Annotated in this window: 15 protein-coding genes; 6 read left to right on the forward strand and 9 right to left on the reverse strand. The window is 35.6% G+C overall.

All coding sequences use genetic code 11. The features are described from left to right. Window positions 1–65: 65 nt before the first annotated feature. The gene (locus tag KORDIASMS9_RS17090) at window positions 66–629 is read right to left on the reverse strand and encodes a biopolymer transporter ExbD (RefSeq protein ID WP_240321075.1); all 564 of its coding nucleotides are present in this window, start codon (window positions 627–629) and stop codon (window positions 66–68) included. A 239-nt stretch (window positions 630–868) separates the two neighbouring features. Between KORDIASMS9_RS17090 and KORDIASMS9_RS17095 the strand changes: the two genes are divergently transcribed. After that, window positions 869–1,060 (forward strand): hypothetical protein, encoded by a 192-nt coding sequence (locus KORDIASMS9_RS17095; protein WP_114904004.1) that lies wholly within the window; start codon window positions 869–871, stop codon window positions 1,058–1,060. A gap of 48 nt (window positions 1,061–1,108) precedes the next feature. Here the strand turns inward: KORDIASMS9_RS17095 and KORDIASMS9_RS17100 are convergent, their stop codons facing one another. The 3 genes from KORDIASMS9_RS17100 to KORDIASMS9_RS17110 all read right to left on the reverse strand — a co-directional run bounded on the left by KORDIASMS9_RS17100 (window position 1,109) and on the right by KORDIASMS9_RS17110 (window position 3,851). Continuing rightward, window positions 1,109–2,257, reverse strand: a complete 1,149-nt coding sequence (locus tag KORDIASMS9_RS17100) for a sodium:calcium antiporter (RefSeq protein WP_114904005.1) — start codon at window positions 2,255–2,257, stop codon at window positions 1,109–1,111. A 35-nt stretch (window positions 2,258–2,292) separates the two neighbouring features. Then, the gene (locus KORDIASMS9_RS17105) at window positions 2,293–2,544 is read right to left on the reverse strand and encodes a hypothetical protein (protein WP_114904006.1); all 252 of its coding nucleotides are present in this window, start codon (window positions 2,542–2,544) and stop codon (window positions 2,293–2,295) included. Window positions 2,545–3,152: 608 nt separating this feature from the next. After that, entirely contained in the window at window positions 3,153–3,851 is a 699-nt protein-coding gene (locus KORDIASMS9_RS17110) for a pseudouridine synthase (protein WP_114904007.1), read from the reverse strand. 106 nt (window positions 3,852–3,957) lie between these two features. On the opposite strand from KORDIASMS9_RS17110, the gene KORDIASMS9_RS17115 reads away from it, so the two are divergent. The 4 genes from KORDIASMS9_RS17115 (at window position 3,958) to KORDIASMS9_RS17130 (ending at window position 9,222) form a co-directional block, all read left to right on the forward strand. After that, window positions 3,958–5,520, forward strand: coding sequence for a YdiU family protein (locus KORDIASMS9_RS17115; protein WP_114904008.1), 1,563 nt, complete (start codon window positions 3,958–3,960; stop codon window positions 5,518–5,520). A 203-nt stretch (window positions 5,521–5,723) separates the two neighbouring features. Further along, on the forward strand, window positions 5,724–5,996 hold the full coding sequence (locus KORDIASMS9_RS17120; RefSeq protein ID WP_114904009.1) for a hypothetical protein: 273 nt from the start codon (window positions 5,724–5,726) through the stop codon (window positions 5,994–5,996). A gap of 147 nt (window positions 5,997–6,143) precedes the next feature. Further along, window positions 6,144–7,889: a hypothetical protein gene (locus KORDIASMS9_RS17125; protein ID WP_114904010.1), complete on the forward strand. Its 1,746-nt coding sequence runs from the start codon at window positions 6,144–6,146 to the stop codon at window positions 7,887–7,889. A gap of 115 nt (window positions 7,890–8,004) precedes the next feature. After that, window positions 8,005–9,222, forward strand: a complete 1,218-nt coding sequence (locus KORDIASMS9_RS17130; protein WP_114904011.1) for a bifunctional alpha/beta hydrolase/OsmC family protein — start codon at window positions 8,005–8,007, stop codon at window positions 9,220–9,222. A gap of 61 nt (window positions 9,223–9,283) precedes the next feature. Here KORDIASMS9_RS17130 and KORDIASMS9_RS17135 read toward each other — a convergent pair whose 3' ends face one another. From KORDIASMS9_RS17135 to KORDIASMS9_RS17150, 4 genes are all read right to left on the reverse strand, one after another. Further along, entirely contained in the window at window positions 9,284–9,850 is a 567-nt protein-coding gene (locus KORDIASMS9_RS17135; protein WP_114904012.1) for a hypothetical protein, read from the reverse strand. A gap of 209 nt (window positions 9,851–10,059) precedes the next feature. Further along, window positions 10,060–12,240 (reverse strand): T9SS type A sorting domain-containing protein, encoded by a 2,181-nt coding sequence (locus KORDIASMS9_RS17140; protein WP_114904013.1) that lies wholly within the window; start codon window positions 12,238–12,240, stop codon window positions 10,060–10,062. 57 nt (window positions 12,241–12,297) lie between these two features. Continuing rightward, window positions 12,298–13,512, reverse strand: a complete 1,215-nt coding sequence (locus tag KORDIASMS9_RS17145) for a multidrug effflux MFS transporter (RefSeq protein WP_114904014.1) — start codon at window positions 13,510–13,512, stop codon at window positions 12,298–12,300. Window positions 13,513–14,541: 1,029 nt separating this feature from the next. Continuing rightward, entirely contained in the window at window positions 14,542–14,751 is a 210-nt protein-coding gene (locus KORDIASMS9_RS17150) for a helix-turn-helix transcriptional regulator (protein ID WP_114904015.1), read from the reverse strand. Window positions 14,752–14,943: 192 nt separating this feature from the next. Between KORDIASMS9_RS17150 and KORDIASMS9_RS17155 the strand changes: the two genes are divergently transcribed. Then, a complete protein-coding gene (locus KORDIASMS9_RS17155) occupies window positions 14,944–15,141 on the forward strand; it encodes a hypothetical protein (protein WP_046755694.1) in 198 nt (65 codons plus the stop codon). Between the two features lie 69 nt (window positions 15,142–15,210). On the opposite strand, the gene KORDIASMS9_RS17160 is transcribed toward KORDIASMS9_RS17155, so the two are convergent. Continuing rightward, window positions 15,211–15,960 carry a helix-turn-helix domain-containing protein gene (locus KORDIASMS9_RS17160; RefSeq protein ID WP_114904016.1) on the reverse strand — a complete coding sequence of 250 codons (750 nt, stop codon included), beginning with the start codon at window positions 15,958–15,960 and terminating at the stop codon, window positions 15,211–15,213. Between the last annotated feature and the right edge of the window lie 154 nt (window positions 15,961–16,114).

The following is a 16,114-nucleotide window of genomic DNA, read 5'->3' on the forward strand; positions in this document are numbered from 1 at the left end:
TCGAACTCACGTTTATTAGAAAAGCCCGATACTAAACTGTGTCGGGCTTTTTAATTGTTAAAAAATCATTGTTTCACAGCTGCTTCCGTAATGCGAAACGGATACGAATCTTGTAAAACCTTCAATTCTTGTTCGGTCAAGTCTTCTACAGCTTTGTTAAATTTGGTGTTGCTCAAATCGCTGCGCAGTTCGTAATACGCGCCCATCAATTCGTTTTGTACGCTAACATACGTTTTATAGGAAGTTTGGCGATCTGTCTTGATGGAAATGATGGCTTTCTTAGGATTTTCAGAAAGATTCGCTGCTTTTTCTCCTTTACAATACTCGCAAGAAGCATCGCCGTTATTATCTACAAAAGCTTTAACGGTGTTGCGCAATTCTGCTAAAGAAATCAGCTCGTAATTGGCCAATAATTCATCATGCTGATTCAGTTGAATGGTAAAAACATTCTTTTTCTTGACCTCTGAATTGCAATCGACACCTTCGGGACAAGGTTTCGGAATCACGCCACGAATGCCTTCATCTTTAGCGAAAGTAGTCGTCACTAAAAAGAAAATTAATAGTAAAAACGCAATGTCTGCCATAGAGCCTGCGTTTACGCCGGAATTGGTGTTTCTGGACATTTTCATATAAAATCGGTTTTAATGTTAATGCTTTTAAGGCATCAAAAGTAGTGCCGAGAATAGGCTTCTTCTACTTATCAAATGGCTAATGCAGCAGCGATTTTTAGACAAATTGCAATTCAAAATTCACTTGAAACCCAACAATTTATAAAAGACGACTACTAAATAGCACTTTAGGTCTCAAATAATTTTTTCAGCCACAAACTTCCCATTAATTTTAAGAAAACATAAAATCAAACAGTAATATGAAAAGTGAAAAATTAAAGAAAATTCAATTAAACAAAAGAGCTATTTCCAATCTGTCAGAAAATAGAGTTACAGGTGGAAATCCAACATTCACTACAACACTAGATACATTCCAATCAATTACGGTGTGTTCGTTATGTTGTGCCGATACTATTGACGATCATACGTGTACACTTTGCACGATTGCTTAGAAGTACGAAAGCGAGTGTCACAGCTCGCTTTTTTAACTTTTATGACAATTAGAACAGCGCAGCAGCAATCGAACTAAAGAAATCTGAAATTGCAGACAATCCATTTGAAATGCTTGTAATTACTGACAAATCGCTATCAATTCCTTTAAAAATAATATACAACACAAACAGCGCATACAAGCTAATTAAAAAATAGCCATGCGATTTTTTAATAGCTTTTGGTACCAAATACACAAAAAATGCAATCACGGTAATAATTAGTAGTAATACGCGCAATTGTCCCACATTTTCCAAAGTATCTGCACTCATGGTAATCGGTCCGTGCATCAGCGTAAAAAGAAACAACGGCAAGCCCAACGCAAAGCAAATATCAAAAATATTACTTCCCAAGGCATTGGCAACCGCATCATCATAATTGCCTTTCATCGCATCTTTCCATGAAATAATAGTATCGGGAACACTTGTTGCTGCCGAAGCCAAAATAACAGATACAAAATATACAGGCATTCCAATAGCGTCGCCAAATTGTTCGCAAGCGGCTACCAACCAATAACAAGCAATTCCAATAAAAAAGATTGAAACCAGTAGTAACATCCACGCTTTGGTCACATTGATTTTTGTATCGCCCAACACCGTCGTTGCAAAATCGCCTTTAAAAAAAGCGACTGCTCGATTCCCGCCATTGGTTGATTCTTCATAATCGTTATCAACTGTTCCAGAGCCTTGACTCAGCAACATAAATGCAATGTAAAGGATGTACAAAATCATCAACGCCAAACCGTGATACCAGTCCAAAGTGGTGTCTGAAATCAACAAAATCAGCACAATTTCACACAAAATCAACGAAATTCCGTCGCGTTTGATCACTTTTTTAGAAACCTGAATCCGATCAATAATTCCCTTTCCAATCACTGCCATAATCACTACTGCAGGAATGATCATCGCATTAAACACGGCACTTCCCGCTGTTGTACCAATGCCGCCCGAAAAACCGTCTTTATCTTTCAATACAAACAGAAAAAATAGTGTGGTGAACAACTCGGGCAAACTACTTCCAATCGCATTAATCGTAGCACCTTTGATGCCTTCTTTTAGGTTTCTTCCCAAAAAATCAGACGCCATTTCAAAACCATCACAAGCACGCCAAATCACAATACAGGTAATGCAAATTAGTCCAAACGAAGAAAGTAGTTCCATCAAAAATCAATTAAGACACAAAACTACTGATTTCGTCAGACATTCAATAAGGAAGTGAAGTCCCAATTGCATTTTTCTGAAATTTTATACCAATGTTTTGGGAACGGACACGAAATCACCACAGGTTTATGTAGAAAAGGATGTGTAAACGAAAGCGATGCTGCGTGTAGAAAAAGCTCAGAAATCTCAAATTCCGCTTGAAACATTCGGTTGTGATAACGATCGCCGTATTTTGGATCGCCAATCAACGGATGACTAATTTTGTTCAAATGAACAGCTTTGTTCATTATTTCACATAAAAAAATTAATGAGGATTATTCAATCCTCATTAATAAATATACTATTCTAAAAATTGCTCCTAAAGAACAAACAACATAAAAAAATCTACTTACTATAATCTCTAATTTACTCATAATATTGAATTTATAGGTCAAACTAATAGGTGTTTGATCTCTTATTGGCTTTGACAATAACTATTCATAATTAGACATAGTTATCCTATTAGAGTCTTTTTATTATTGTTTGCCAATAAGATTTAATTCAATAATTCATACTAAATTTAGTTTATTAGAGAGAGCCGCAACTCTCTCTAAGTTTAAGTTTTATTAATATCCATAAATCATCTGAATAATAACCATAGCAGATGTTGTTATCCAAAATGTGATTCTTAAAATTGTGTCGATTTTGTTTGTTTTCATCATGAGTTTTTATTTAAAAATTAGACATAATTCACCTGTAAAAAGATGTTGTTATGAACTTATTTTCAAATAAATTAGAAGTTTTGTCAACTCATGTTTTACTTTTAGAAATTATAAATATTGCTTTCGCATTTGATAGCAATTTACAAAATAAAATGAAAAATTCAAACTTTGACCTATATTTTCAGCGCAAACTTTTAACAATCATCCGTCAAATCCCAATTACATTTTTCTGAAATTTTATGCCAATGTCTTGGGAATGAACACGGAATCACCATTGGTTTCTGTAGAAAAGGATGCACAAACGAAAGCGAAGCTGCGTGTAGAAAAAGCTCAAAAATCTCAAATTCCGCTTGAAACATTCGGTTGTGATAACGATCGCCGTATTTTGGATCGCCAATCAACGGATGACTAATTTTGTTCAAGTGAATGCGCAATTGATGCATTCTGCCTGTGTTGGGAAGCAGCTTTACCAAACTATAGCGTGACGTTTCAAACGGTTGTACAGGAATTGGCAATTCAATTGTTGTTACAGTTTCAAAATGTGTCAGCGCATCTTTATGAACAGTTGCATCTCTGCCTTTTACAGGAGAATCAATAGTTCCTTTTTCGGGAGAAAATCCTCTGACGACGCCATAATACACTTTCTCAATTTGATTCGTAATGAAAAGTTCTTGAAAAGCCGAAACATACTGTTTTTCTTTCGCACACAACACAATGCCCGAAGTCTTTCTGTCTAAGCGATGCATCGGATAAAAGTGTTTTCCGAATGTTTCAAACAGTATTTCAACCAAGGTTTGTGCTTCCGACTGATTTCGCGCCATTGCCGAATGATGTACCAACATATTGTTAGGTTTTGCTACCGCAACCACAAAATCATCTTCGTATAAAATCATGTGTAAAATTAAGAAACTTACCTGCAAATCACACATTGTTGTGATACAGAATATGTAGTATCTTTACAATTCTTAGAAAAAGTACACAAAAAAGAATTGCCATCTTATGAAACTCAATATAAAAGATACCTTCAATAAAGAATTACCTGCCGATCCCAACAAAAACAACACACGCCGAAAAGTGTTTGAAGCCTGTTATTCGTATGTGACACCGCGAATTCCTTCACATCCTACACTGATTCATGTTGCCGATGAACTGGCAGAAATGCTCGATTTGGAACGCGATACACAGTCTGAAGATTTTCTAGAAGTATTTTCAGGGAAAAAAGTTTATCCAAAAACACATCCGTTTGCGATGTGTTATGGCGGACATCAATTTGGACATTGGGCAGGACAATTGGGCGATGGACGAGCGATTAATTTAATGGAAATTCGTGCCAACGGACAACATTGGGCATTGCAACTCAAAGGAGCAGGAGCAACGCCGTATTCGCGTACTGCGGACGGTTTGGCAGTAGTACGATCTTCGATTCGAGAACATCTGTGCAGTGAAGCCATGCATTATTTGGGCGTTCCCACAACACGTTCACTATCGTTAATGTTAACAGGTGATGAAGTGTTGCGTGACATGCTGTACGATGGCAATCAAGCTTATGAAAAAGGTGCGGTGGTGTGTAGAGTTTCCCCAAGTTTTGTGCGTTTTGGAAACTTTCAACTATTTGCCGCTCGAAAAGATCATAAAAACCTAAAAAATTTAGCCGATTATACCATTCGAAACTTCTTTAAAGATATAAAATCGGAAGGAAAAGAAAAATACATTGCGTTCTTTCAACAAGTAGTGAATAATTCGTTGGAAATGGTGCTACACTGGCAACGTGTTGGTTTTGTACATGGTGTGATGAATACGGATAACATGTCTATTTTAGGACTCACAATTGATTACGGACCGTACGGATGGCTGGAAGGCTACGATGCCAATTGGACGCCAAATACAACTGATAGTAGAAATCATAGATACGCGTATGGAAATCAACCTGGAATTACCTTGTGGAATTTAGTACAACTTGCAAACGCGCTCTATCCATTGATTGAAGAAGCGAAACCTTTGGAAGACATTTTGGAAAGTTATCAGCAGAATTTCGACTTGAAATATGTTGAAATGATGTCTAAAAAGCTCGGTTTAACGCAAAAAAATCAAGAAGTTGAACAACTGATAGAAGAAGTTGAACAAAATCTACAATTGACAGAAACCGACATGACGATCTTTTTCCGCGAATTGCCACGTGTACAAAAGAAAAATACGCCACAAGAAGCCTTTCAAAAAATACACAAATCGTTTTACAAACCTTTAGAATTAGCAGGCGCAACTACAGATGCTTGGCTCAAATGGTTTGCAAAATACATTGATATCTTACAAAAAGAAGAAGACAAAGACGAAACACGAAAATTCAAAATGTATGAAGTCAACCCAAAATTTGTATTGCGAAATTACATGGCGCAACTCGCCATTGATGCTGCGAATAAAGGCGATTATTCCATCATTGAAGAATTGTACGAAGTCTTAAAACGTCCATATAACGAACAGCCCGAATATGAAAAATGGTATGTAAAACGACCAGAATGGGCACGTAATAAAGTTGGTTGTAGCATGCTTTCATGTAGCTCATGATGCGCTTTAAAATCAACTGTTTTTTGTTGATTCAGCACTTTTTAAGAATTGCATTTATTCTGTAAAATATTGATTAAAAACACGTTAACATATTTTTGGCATATAAATCAAAACTAGTGCAGATTCATAAATCCCGAGATTAGTTTCTTTGATTTGAACTTTCAATAATGTAATTTCAAATCATAATTTTTAAATTAAATATCATGAAAAAAAGAAATCTGAGTGCTTTAAAACTCAACAAAAAATCAATCTCTAAATTACACTTCATCAATAATACAGGAGGGAATAACGTTACTAGAGAAGATCCTTGTCCCGTAAAATCTGAAAGAGGACCATGTTATTCTGGAGATTGTGTTGTAACAGGTGATACTCTTGTAGCAACATGTGCCGAAGGTTGTACTAGACCTACAGTAGAACTTTCATACTGTAATGGAGGAATTCCGGATACATGCCAGTCGGTACAAGTGTGCGCGTAATTTAATACACATAAAAGTGAACTTCGGTTCACTTTTTTTATTATTTTCTTCAAATTAATGGAGCATTCATGCCCTTAAAATTCACGTGAAACTACTCGGTACTAATGGTTTAAAATTTTATATATTATAACTTTAAAAACCAACACTATGCAACCATTTATCAAGAACCAACACAAAGGGTTCACACTCCTTATTATTTTTATTTTTTCAATAGTATTTTTTACAAGTTGTAGAACAAAAGCAACAGTTTTAGCGTGGAGTTCAGCAGAAACTTCACAGGATTTTCCTGAAGCGAGTCTTAATTTACCCAAAACAGGTGTTTGTTTTTCTGGTGGCGGTACACGCGCTATGAATTGTGCCATTGGGCAAATGAAAGGTTTGGACAGTTTGCAGCTTTGGGATGATATCGGCTATGTTTCTGCGGTTTCGGGCGGATCGTGGGCGTCTACAATTTTTACCTATTATCAAGATGGTGCCGAAAATGACAAACAACTTCTAGGAACAATCATGGCTCCTAAAGAGATTACCTTGCAAAACCTGCAGCAAATGCCAAAAGGTTTTATGGGCGAAGTGATTTCGAACAACTTAATGGATGATCTTTTTAAGCGATTGGGCTTGGATTTAATTTCCTTTGGAATTCTTCAAGAAATGGACTTTATTTGGATTGATGGAATTGGTCATACGTATTTAAAACCCTTTGGATTGTACGATCCTGAAAATCCCAAATATTTTACATTGAATGCAGCTACCAGAGACGCTATTTTGGGGAGAAATTCGAAACTGAAAGCATCTGATTTTATCATGGTGCATTCGCAAGAAGGAGACATAAAACGACCGTTTTTAGTAGTAAACTCAAGTGTAATTGGTCCTGATAAAGATTTGCCAATTCGAAATCCAGAAAGTTTGTCCGTGTTCAATTATACACCTTTGTATGTAGGATCAAATCATCCGTTAACGGTAAGCGATACAGAACTTATTTTTGGTAAAAAAGTAAGTTTCAATGTTGGTGGCGGATTTGTAGAGCCGTTTGGTTTTGGAAGCGATTTGCGTTCTTCTCAAAATACACAACTCGAAAAGAACAAAGCGAACGAACTAAAGGTAAAACTAGCCAAAAAACGATTTGAAGCTGTAGATGCTACTGGAACGAGTAGTGCAGCTTTTGGCGCCATTGTGAGTTCGAATATACTATTGCAATTATCTTCAGATATATTATTAAGGTATTCCTTAGATCATTTGATTCCACAAGAAGAATATTGGCCAATTTCCAAAAGCGGCGTCATTCAAAAAGCAGAAAAATACCGTTTTACTGACGGTGGAAACTTGGAAAACTACGGATTGATCACACTGTTACAACGCGGTGTGGAAAAAGTAGTGGTATTTATCAACACAAATACGCCAATTACGGTCGATTTGAATCCAAGTGCGACATGTCCGCCATTGCCCAATCAAATTGATAGTGATTTATTTCCGCTATTTGGGTATGATAACGGAAATATGATCAACAATAAAGTCTTTTCCAAAGATGCTTTTGATGTTGTTTACAAAGGATTGAGTGATGCTAAAAAACAAGGAAAAACGGTCATGGTCAAAACGAATTTAACGACTGTGGAAAACAAATGGTGGGGAATTCCCGCAGGACACAAGGTTGAAGTTTTGTGGGTATACAACGAAACTGTTCCTGAATGGCAAAATCAGCTACAAACGCCTGTGTTAGAACAAATTTGTTTAGGTCCTAAAGGTGAATTTCCAGATTTTCCATTATACAAATTGATCTTTGAAAACGGCATTACCAAAGGAATTTCTTTGACAAAACCGCAAGTAAATTTATTGTATCAATTAAGCGCTTGGAATGTGTATAGCAATGAAGAAGTTTTTAATTTTTTAAAGAACTGATACAGAAGTTATCGTATTTGAATTTTTACAATCCGTTTCTTGCTGTTCGTAATGTTTCGTATTTTTAACGTCTAAGTTTGTATTAAAATACGATACAATTGAAAGGACAAAGAGGATGAAAAGCACCAAACTTCAAATACAAAACACAAACGGACATAATTTAAACGCATTTTTAGAATTACCCGCGAATCAAAAACCGAATTATTACGCCATTTTTGCGCACTGTTTTACCTGTAGCAGCACGCTAAATACTGTAAAAAATATCAGCAGAACGTTGACAACACATGGTTTTGGCGTCGTTCGTTTCGATTTTACAGGTTTGGGTAGGAGTGAAGGTGAATTTTCGGAAAGTCACTTTTCAGGAAATGTCGCAGATATTTTGGCGGTTCATGAATACATAAAAAGTAACTATGCAGCACCAAGTCTATTAGTCGGACATTCACTTGGCGGAGCGGCAGTGTTGGTCGCGGCTTCTCAATTAAACGATATCAAAGCGGTGGCTACAATTGGTGCGCCAGCAAATGTAAGTCACGTAAAACACTTGTTTTCGCATGATATTCATAAAATTCAAGATGATGCTGACGTTCAAGTAAATATTGGTGGCAGACCTTTTGTCATCAATCAAGAATTTGTGAGCGATTTTGATAAAACTGATTTGCCTGTCATTGTGAAAAACTTACGCAAACCATTGTTAATCATGCATTCGCCAATTGATACGATTGTGGGAATTGAAAATGCAAAAGAATTGTATGTACATGCACATCATCCAAAAAGTTTTATTTCATTAGATAATGCCGATCATTTATTGACGAACGAACGCGATAGTATGTATGCTGGAAATATGATTGGTGCTTGGGTAGATCGGTATTTTCCAAAGCAAGAAAATGCCATGTTAGCTACCGAAGGCGAACAATTGATTGCACATTTGAATTTGGTTGAAGACAATTTCACCACAAAAATTCAGATGAAAAATCATAATTTAATCGCGGATGAACCTATTTCCGTGGGTGGAGACGATTTTGGACCTTCGCCATATCAATTATTATATGCGAGTTTGGCAGCGTGTACCACAATGACACTCAAAATGTATGCAGATCGTAAAGGTTGGGATTTGCAGGAAGTGTTTGTATACATTTCACACCGTAAAAAGAAAAATGCCGAACTTGGAATTGAACTCGAAAAACCCACACGATTGGATTTCATCACAAAAAAACTAAAATTTATTGGCGATCTTTCAGAAGAACAAAAACAACGTTTAAAGGAGATTGCGGCAAAATGTCCTGTGCATAAGACCTTGGCGAGTCAGGTAGTTTTTGAGAGTGAAGTTGTTTAGATTTTAGAGATGCTTGCTACGTCTTAGCGAGAAGTATAACTACTTGTGGTAATTCGTATCTTTAGATATTATTGATGATTTCCTGCATTTCAGACATTGAAATTCCATGCGCATCAGAAACATTCCAGTTGTTATCTTTACTCAGAGTAACGAGAATTCCATCATATTGGGCTTCAAATCTTTGAAAAAACATGATCGTGGCTTCTTCTCTGGAAAGTGTATTTTGAGAATAATAAATGATCAGTCCGTCATCTATGGGTTCATAATAACATTCTTTGGGACCATAAGAATTTTCATAGCTGCGATATTCTTCTCTTTTTCTTTTTTTAATATAACTCGCATCCGCTTTTTGTTCATAACCTCTGTAACTTCTTAGAAATACCGTAGATGAAGGTTCATATATATTAGGATGATATCTTGTCACTGTAAGTTTATCACCAGCACTCGAAAAAGCAAATTCTCTTGGATCAGCTGCGTTGTATTCAATAGAAGCTTTAGCAAAGGTGGTATTTATACTGATAATAAATAATTCTTTGGGATTCCAATAGAGGATGCGATCTTGAATAATCTTTTCGCAATTGCGAATAAAAATCGGATCATCACCTTCAACTATTGATAAAAAATCCATTATAAATTTATTATTTAGTTTTATGACTGTTTTCAAATTATCTCCCAATTGAATTTTATGTTTATATTTTGTAAAAGATTTTTAGGTGTGAAGTTATTAATTTGGAGTCTATTTTTTATGAATAAACACGCAAGCTGACCATTTGAAAAGCACTAGAAGGTTAGTCCATACTGTAAGTGATTGTTGCTTATGTATGAACAGGTTGAAAATTAGTTCTTTATCACTTTCGCTTGAAGCAAGATTTTCCCAACAGCATCATACGCTTTTACAAAGTAAATTCCTGCTTGCAAATTGGGCAATTCCATTGTTTTTTGGGTGGAATTGATGGTTTCTGTTACTAACAATTGTCCTTGAATATTGTATAATTTTACGGTAGAAACAAGCTCGTTTTCTGTTTGAATCGTCAGTTGATTGGTGAACGGAATTGGATAGATTTTTATCGTATTTGCCGTAAATTCTGTTGTGCTTAAAGTTCCGTTAAAATATTGATTGGCTTTGTTGAAGGCATCAACTCCAATCTGAATTCCAATTTCTCGTCCGCGAATGTCGTCGATTGGTGGATGGATTCCGCCCCAAATTCTGGATAAACTTGTTTGGTCAGAAGCATCACGATAGGTTGCCCATTGCAAGGTGAAAGGCGCACTTGGTCCTTTTTCAAAGACTAAAAAGTTGTCTTGTGGAATGTAGAACGTTCCCATTCCGCCAGGAAAAAATTCATCTCCCGTGAGTAATGTTAATACTTCTGCTGCTGCTCTTGAGAAGGTAGAATGTCCTGAGAGATATCCTGCAAAAGGCGGCGTTACAAAGGTTCCACGTTGATATGGCCACCATTTTGTTGCTAAAATCCAATCGACACCTGCAATATCTTGTGTAGGATCGTTGATGTAATCAGGACCTTTCCAAGCGTATACTTTTACTTTTCCAACGTTTTCATCGTTGGTTCCTGCCAACGGATCGCCTGTTTGTATGAGTTCTATATAGTTGGGAATTAACGGCAAACCGTGCGGATCATAGTTGGGAAGCGCAGCATCTGAACTTTGACCTTTTCCAGCCATATACCGAATGGCAGAAATTGGGCGTACATAATCGTAATAACCTTTTATTCCCCAGGTATTTACAGCTGCGTCATGCATCGCGCCGCCGAGCGCCAAGTAACATTTTACATCCCATTCTAAATCGCTCAAAATTGGTCCAGAACCGTTCAAGCGTTTTTCTACCATTGGATGATCGCTCACATAGTTCATGATGGTAAACCAGTGTCCTGGCGGTGTTTCTGAATCGGGTCCATCTGCCCAAAATTCTGCTAAAACCCGTGCATAATCTGCTCTTTTTACAAGTTGTGGTGTGTAGGGTTGATTCGTCACCGGATTTATAGCATGTCCCGTACTAGGATCGCCACCTTGATAGATGTCATAAAATGCTTGATATTCTTGAAAGGTTTGTGGAAATGCGGTCGTTGGTAAGTTTCCAATCGCGCCAGGCGAAATATCAATCATCGTATTGTCAGCAGGATCTAAGTGTGATGACCATAATGAAACCAACGCAAAATGCCACTTATACGGATCATCAATACCATTTTCATTTGAGTTTTGAATGTACGCTGGAGGTCCTGGATCGTTGTATACATAACAATCAAATCCTTCATTGATGATTTGCAAGTTTTCTGCTTTTAGCGCAAAAGGCGTTACTTCTCCCCATTCAGGACTTAGAAACGACGGTACGTTTAACGGATATACGTTGTTACTCTGATCAATATACACATCAAACGCCAATGGTTGCCATCTATCAGGATTGATATCGTTGGTATTTTCATAGATTTCAAGAATTAACGGACTGTTTATCGGTTGATAGTGCTCGTTTGCATAATCATTTTGTTCATTTGCACCATCTTGCAATCCAAATGCAATGATTTCATTCGCCATGTGATTTCCTAGTGCAGCATAAGATCCTGAACTGTAATCCGTAGATGAAAAATTCACATCATATCCATACGATTCAAACAGTGTTTGAAAGCTCGGTAGGGAAGTGGCGGATCCTGGAGAATTGGCAAAACGATGTGTTAACAGGCGATACATTGCATAACTGATCACTTCGTGTCGTGCCGCTTCTATGTTCGTTGGTGAAGCAATTCCGTTGAAGGTACTTGTGTAATTCCCATAGGTTTTTCCTAAAAAGACCGTTTCCACATTCGCATCAAAAACAGCCCAGGCATCATACATAATAACGGAACTGTGAAATAAATTTCGCGCATGCACAGTGGGACGTGCAAAATCATTACGAATGGCACTTAATAATTCTTCGTTCCAATCGCGTGCTACGGAATGTTGCGCTTGAACTATAGGAATACAGAGGAATAGGCTTAGAAAAGCCGCTGCAAGAATCTTTTTCATTGTTGGGTTGATCGAGGTTTCGCTGTAAACTTAGGCAAAAGATTGTTTTTTTACAAACTATGTGGTTGACAATGAAGCGGTTTTTGTTACTTTTTTCAGGATGACTAAAATTAATAATGAGCCAATTCCGCATACAAGAAAGCCTAAAAATAGAGGAGAAGCCGTGGTTTTTATGAAACTTCCAATGTATGTAGCTATTGGAACTGCCATGATTGTGGAGACGAAACCATTGATAGCAGCACCAACTCCAGCGATATGTCCCACAGGTTGCATGGCTAACGAGCGTAAATTCCCAAAAAGGAATCCTATAGAGAAAAACTGAATTCCAAAGAAAGCTACTAAGGTATATACAGTTGGATTTGGTTTTCCGTAAAAGAAAAGTATGTATATGAGCGGAATCGTGGTGAATACTAGTAAGAACGCGCGTACTAATTTGTACATGCCGTATTTTAAGACAAATTTTCCGTTGAGAAACGTGGCAAAACCTACCGAAATTGCCAATGCTGCAAAGATGTATGGAAATTCTTCTACCAAACCGTATTGGTTTTGAAAGATGTCTTGCGAAGCACTTAAATACACCATGAACGAACCTGTAATCAACCCGGAAATTAATGTGAATGCAATAGAGGTTTTGAATTTAAAAAATTCTTTTAAACCATTGATAAATAATTCTTTAGACAGCTTTATTTTATGCTCTGGATGAAGTGTTTCGGGTTGTCGTTTCCAGAGCCAAATCATGATGACGGCGCCAAAAATTAATTGTCCGTTGAAGATGGATTTCCAGCCGAATGTATCGAGAAGAAGCTTTCCTAAAGCAGGAGCGACTACAGGTACTAAGATGAAAATCGCCACGATAAACGACATGATTTTTGCCATATAATCGCCGCTAAAACTATCGCGAACCATGGCAATACTGATGGTTCTTGGGGCTGATAATCCGATGCCTTGTAGAATGCGTCCAACAATCATCATTTCTAGACTTTGCGCCATGACACAGAGAAAACTTGCCAGTACGAATAACGTAAATCCCATGTAAATGATGGGTTTTCGTCCGATACTGTCGGAAAGTGGTCCAAAAATCAATTGTCCGAAACCTAAACCTAAGAAAATCATGGTGATTAGTTTTTGATTCTGTGTGGCGTTTGTTGTACCGATAGAGACACCAATTGCTTCTAAGGCTGGTAAAATTGCGTCAATGGACAGTGCGACAATCGACATCAGCGATGCCATCAGGATGATAAATTCGGTTTGCGATTGCTTTTTTGAAATCATTTTGCAAAAGTACGGCTTCTTAGGGAGAAAAATGTTTTTTTAGAGTTTGACTTTTTTTAGATTCTAGCGTCAAGATTGCTTTGCGTCAACAGGTTCAGCACAAGTGTTTTTGGAGTCTGTTTTTTTGTTTTGATGACTTTATTATTATACGTTAGCTTTTTATTGCGACAATTTTAATTAAACCAATTTGTCTATAAAATACAATATCATAGAGAACTAGAGGATTCATAGTTTAGGATGGTGTGTGTTTATAATGGTATTCTTGAAATATTCTATTTAACATAATATAAATTATGGCACAAATACTATATATCGTAAAATAGCACAATTCCCGTATTTGTAAACCATAATGATATTATGCTAAATATCCCAGAACCTTTGTATTTGCTACTAGAATCATTGTGCTTGGGTTTTAACCTTTATTTAATTGGAACGCTTCGCTACATTATTCTTTGTCCCATAATTTGTCGTTATGCAAAATTGCCGCGCTCAAATGCTCGATTGCTTTCATAAAATCAAATTGTTATTACAATTTATTTTATACGCAATTTTCCAACGCTTTCCAGCCGCACAAAAGCTACTTTAGAAATTTTATTTAAATGTTCCGTTATACGAGAATCTTTCCGTTAGAAAAAGTTTTATGACCTGTACGTTAGCTTGCCGCATACTTATAAAAATTTTCTACGAAGAATTTTATATAACTATGCTAACTGTTTGTTTTCATAAAAACCTTTTTGGTTTTTCGTTATGTTAAATAGCTTTTGAGTTTAATGAGAACCTTTAGCAGTTTTTTATTTTGTCTTTTTCTTGATAAAAAGAAACAAAAATCAAGACTTCAGAATACTTTGGAAACAATTACGGCTCGTTCGCTATATTCTAGAAGCGTTTTGAGTTCTTTAGCTTGTTTTGGATTTCGATTAAAATACAGAGTTCTCAATGACAATATTGCTTCATCTCTAGAATATGGACGCTCACTCGCCTATTGTTTTCGCCAAAGTTTTCTGAGGTCGCTAAAGTTTCGATTGAAATTTATTCTTTTGTAGAAACTAATAGTTCTCGAATATCCACATCTAGGATTTCTGCGATCTTTTTTAAATCCTTTAAATGTGGTTGGGATTTGTTATTGCAAAATGCAGTTACAGAAGTTGTGCTTTTTCCAAGTGATTCCGCAAGCCAAACTTGCGATTTTCCTTGAATTACTAATACTTCTTTGATTCTATTTATTCTTTCTACTGCCATATTTATTACTGTATTCTTCTCTAAATATATAACACATTCTTAATAAAACATAAGTTTAGATTACATTTTATTAATTTAAACTTGTGTTTTTGAAAATTAAATTATAAGTTTACATTAAATTTATGTAAGTATAAATTATATAAATATAATCTTTTATTAAATATTTATTGTTTAAAATTAATTTCAAACTTTATGCCATATCCTAAATATACAAAAGCTGACTTAGAGAAAATCGTTTATACACAATTAGATAACTTGAATGCAATTCACGATTTATTACGCATTATGAAAATTCAAAATGAGCTTATTGAGAATGCTAATAAGAAACTCAAAGATGAAATCATTGATTTTAAGAAACGTGTTAATTATGGTACTGGGAAGTTTGAGTGAGAGGGACTCTTTTTATCTTAAAAATTTATTACAATATGACATGATTCTAGATAGATTTGAATTAAGTAATTATAATTTTGATTCTTTAAATATTTTATCGTCTCCAATACTATATATTAATTGCCCTACTGATCTAACATATTTCAAAGGAATCTTAGGGTTATTAATATCTTTTCCTCCATCTCTATGCCATTTTTCTTCCCATTTTGAATAATAAGGCTCTATATCTTTTGGTTTCAATCTATAAATCTCAATAATTTCTATTCCTTCATAAACAGCAAAAATCCAATCTACTTTTCTATATTTTTCAATAATAGTTGGATTCATATGATGATGCGTAGAAAAACTTTTTGTTAACTTTATATTTACAGATTTTAATTCATATTCATTTCCATCTTTATCAACAGCATCATTTCCTTCTCTTCCAGGTAAATCTTTTAATCCAGTAATTAAAAGAACTTGTAATAACTTACCACCATTATCTTGAAATATGTCATTTATCCCATTAGTTTTTTCAGCTAGTCTTTGAAACTTTCTAATACTTGGAAATAAATGATTTAACTCGTCTATTGGGCTTCTATTTACTTGTTTTATTAGCAAATCTTGAATTTCTATTCCTAGTGCTTCAGATATTTTTATTAACACACCTAATGTAACATTATGTTTTGAATTTTCAATGTACCCAATGTAAGTTCTATCTATGTCAGCCAAGTGAGCTAACTCTTCTTGGGTTAAACCAATTTCTTTTCTGTAATAAATAATATTTTCAGCTATTATATCCTGAAAATACTGAAGTTTATCAGGATTTTCTTTACTCATACTTAGTATTTGTCAATTAAAAATTGTTACATACAAAGTTCACTAAGTATAATGTTATCCACCACCGAATATATTCGGAATTTATAAAATAAAAATATTAACTTTTCCGAATATTTTCGGTTATGTTTTTTATATATTTGCAGCAAATTGTATT

The organism is Kordia sp. SMS9, from assembly GCF_003352465.1.
Taxonomy (GTDB): domain Bacteria; phylum Bacteroidota; class Bacteroidia; order Flavobacteriales; family Flavobacteriaceae; genus Kordia.

Excerpts from the sequence above, each read along its gene's own strand:
- KORDIASMS9_RS17160 (WP_114904016.1), bottom strand. The coding sequence starts at position 15,960 with ATGAGTAAAGAAAATCCTGATAAACTTCAGTATTTTCAGGATATAATA.
- KORDIASMS9_RS17150 (WP_114904015.1), bottom strand. The coding sequence starts at position 14,751 with ATGGCAGTAGAAAGAATAAATAGAATCAAAGAAGTATTAGTAATTCAA.
- KORDIASMS9_RS17130 (WP_114904011.1), top strand. The coding sequence starts at position 8,005 with ATGAAAAGCACCAAACTTCAAATACAAAACACAAACGGACATAATTTA.
- KORDIASMS9_RS17105 (WP_114904006.1), bottom strand. The coding sequence starts at position 2,544 with ATGAACAAAGCTGTTCATTTGAACAAAATTAGTCATCCGTTGATTGGC.
- KORDIASMS9_RS17110 (WP_114904007.1), bottom strand. The coding sequence starts at position 3,851 with ATGATTTTATACGAAGATGATTTTGTGGTTGCGGTAGCAAAACCTAAC.
- KORDIASMS9_RS17125 (WP_114904010.1), top strand. The coding sequence starts at position 6,144 with ATGCAACCATTTATCAAGAACCAACACAAAGGGTTCACACTCCTTATT.
- KORDIASMS9_RS17135 (WP_114904012.1), bottom strand. The coding sequence starts at position 9,850 with ATGGATTTTTTATCAATAGTTGAAGGTGATGATCCGATTTTTATTCGC.
- KORDIASMS9_RS17100 (WP_114904005.1), bottom strand. The coding sequence starts at position 2,257 with ATGGAACTACTTTCTTCGTTTGGACTAATTTGCATTACCTGTATTGTG.
- KORDIASMS9_RS17120 (WP_114904009.1), top strand. The coding sequence starts at position 5,724 with ATGAAAAAAAGAAATCTGAGTGCTTTAAAACTCAACAAAAAATCAATC.
- KORDIASMS9_RS17090 (WP_240321075.1), bottom strand. The coding sequence starts at position 629 with ATGAAAATGTCCAGAAACACCAATTCCGGCGTAAACGCAGGCTCTATG.
- KORDIASMS9_RS17145 (WP_114904014.1), bottom strand. The coding sequence starts at position 13,512 with ATGATTTCAAAAAAGCAATCGCAAACCGAATTTATCATCCTGATGGCA.
- KORDIASMS9_RS17115 (WP_114904008.1), top strand. The coding sequence starts at position 3,958 with ATGAAACTCAATATAAAAGATACCTTCAATAAAGAATTACCTGCCGAT.
- KORDIASMS9_RS17095 (WP_114904004.1), top strand. The coding sequence starts at position 869 with ATGAAAAGTGAAAAATTAAAGAAAATTCAATTAAACAAAAGAGCTATT.
- KORDIASMS9_RS17140 (WP_114904013.1), bottom strand. The coding sequence starts at position 12,240 with ATGAAAAAGATTCTTGCAGCGGCTTTTCTAAGCCTATTCCTCTGTATT.
- KORDIASMS9_RS17155 (WP_046755694.1), top strand. The coding sequence starts at position 14,944 with ATGCCATATCCTAAATATACAAAAGCTGACTTAGAGAAAATCGTTTAT.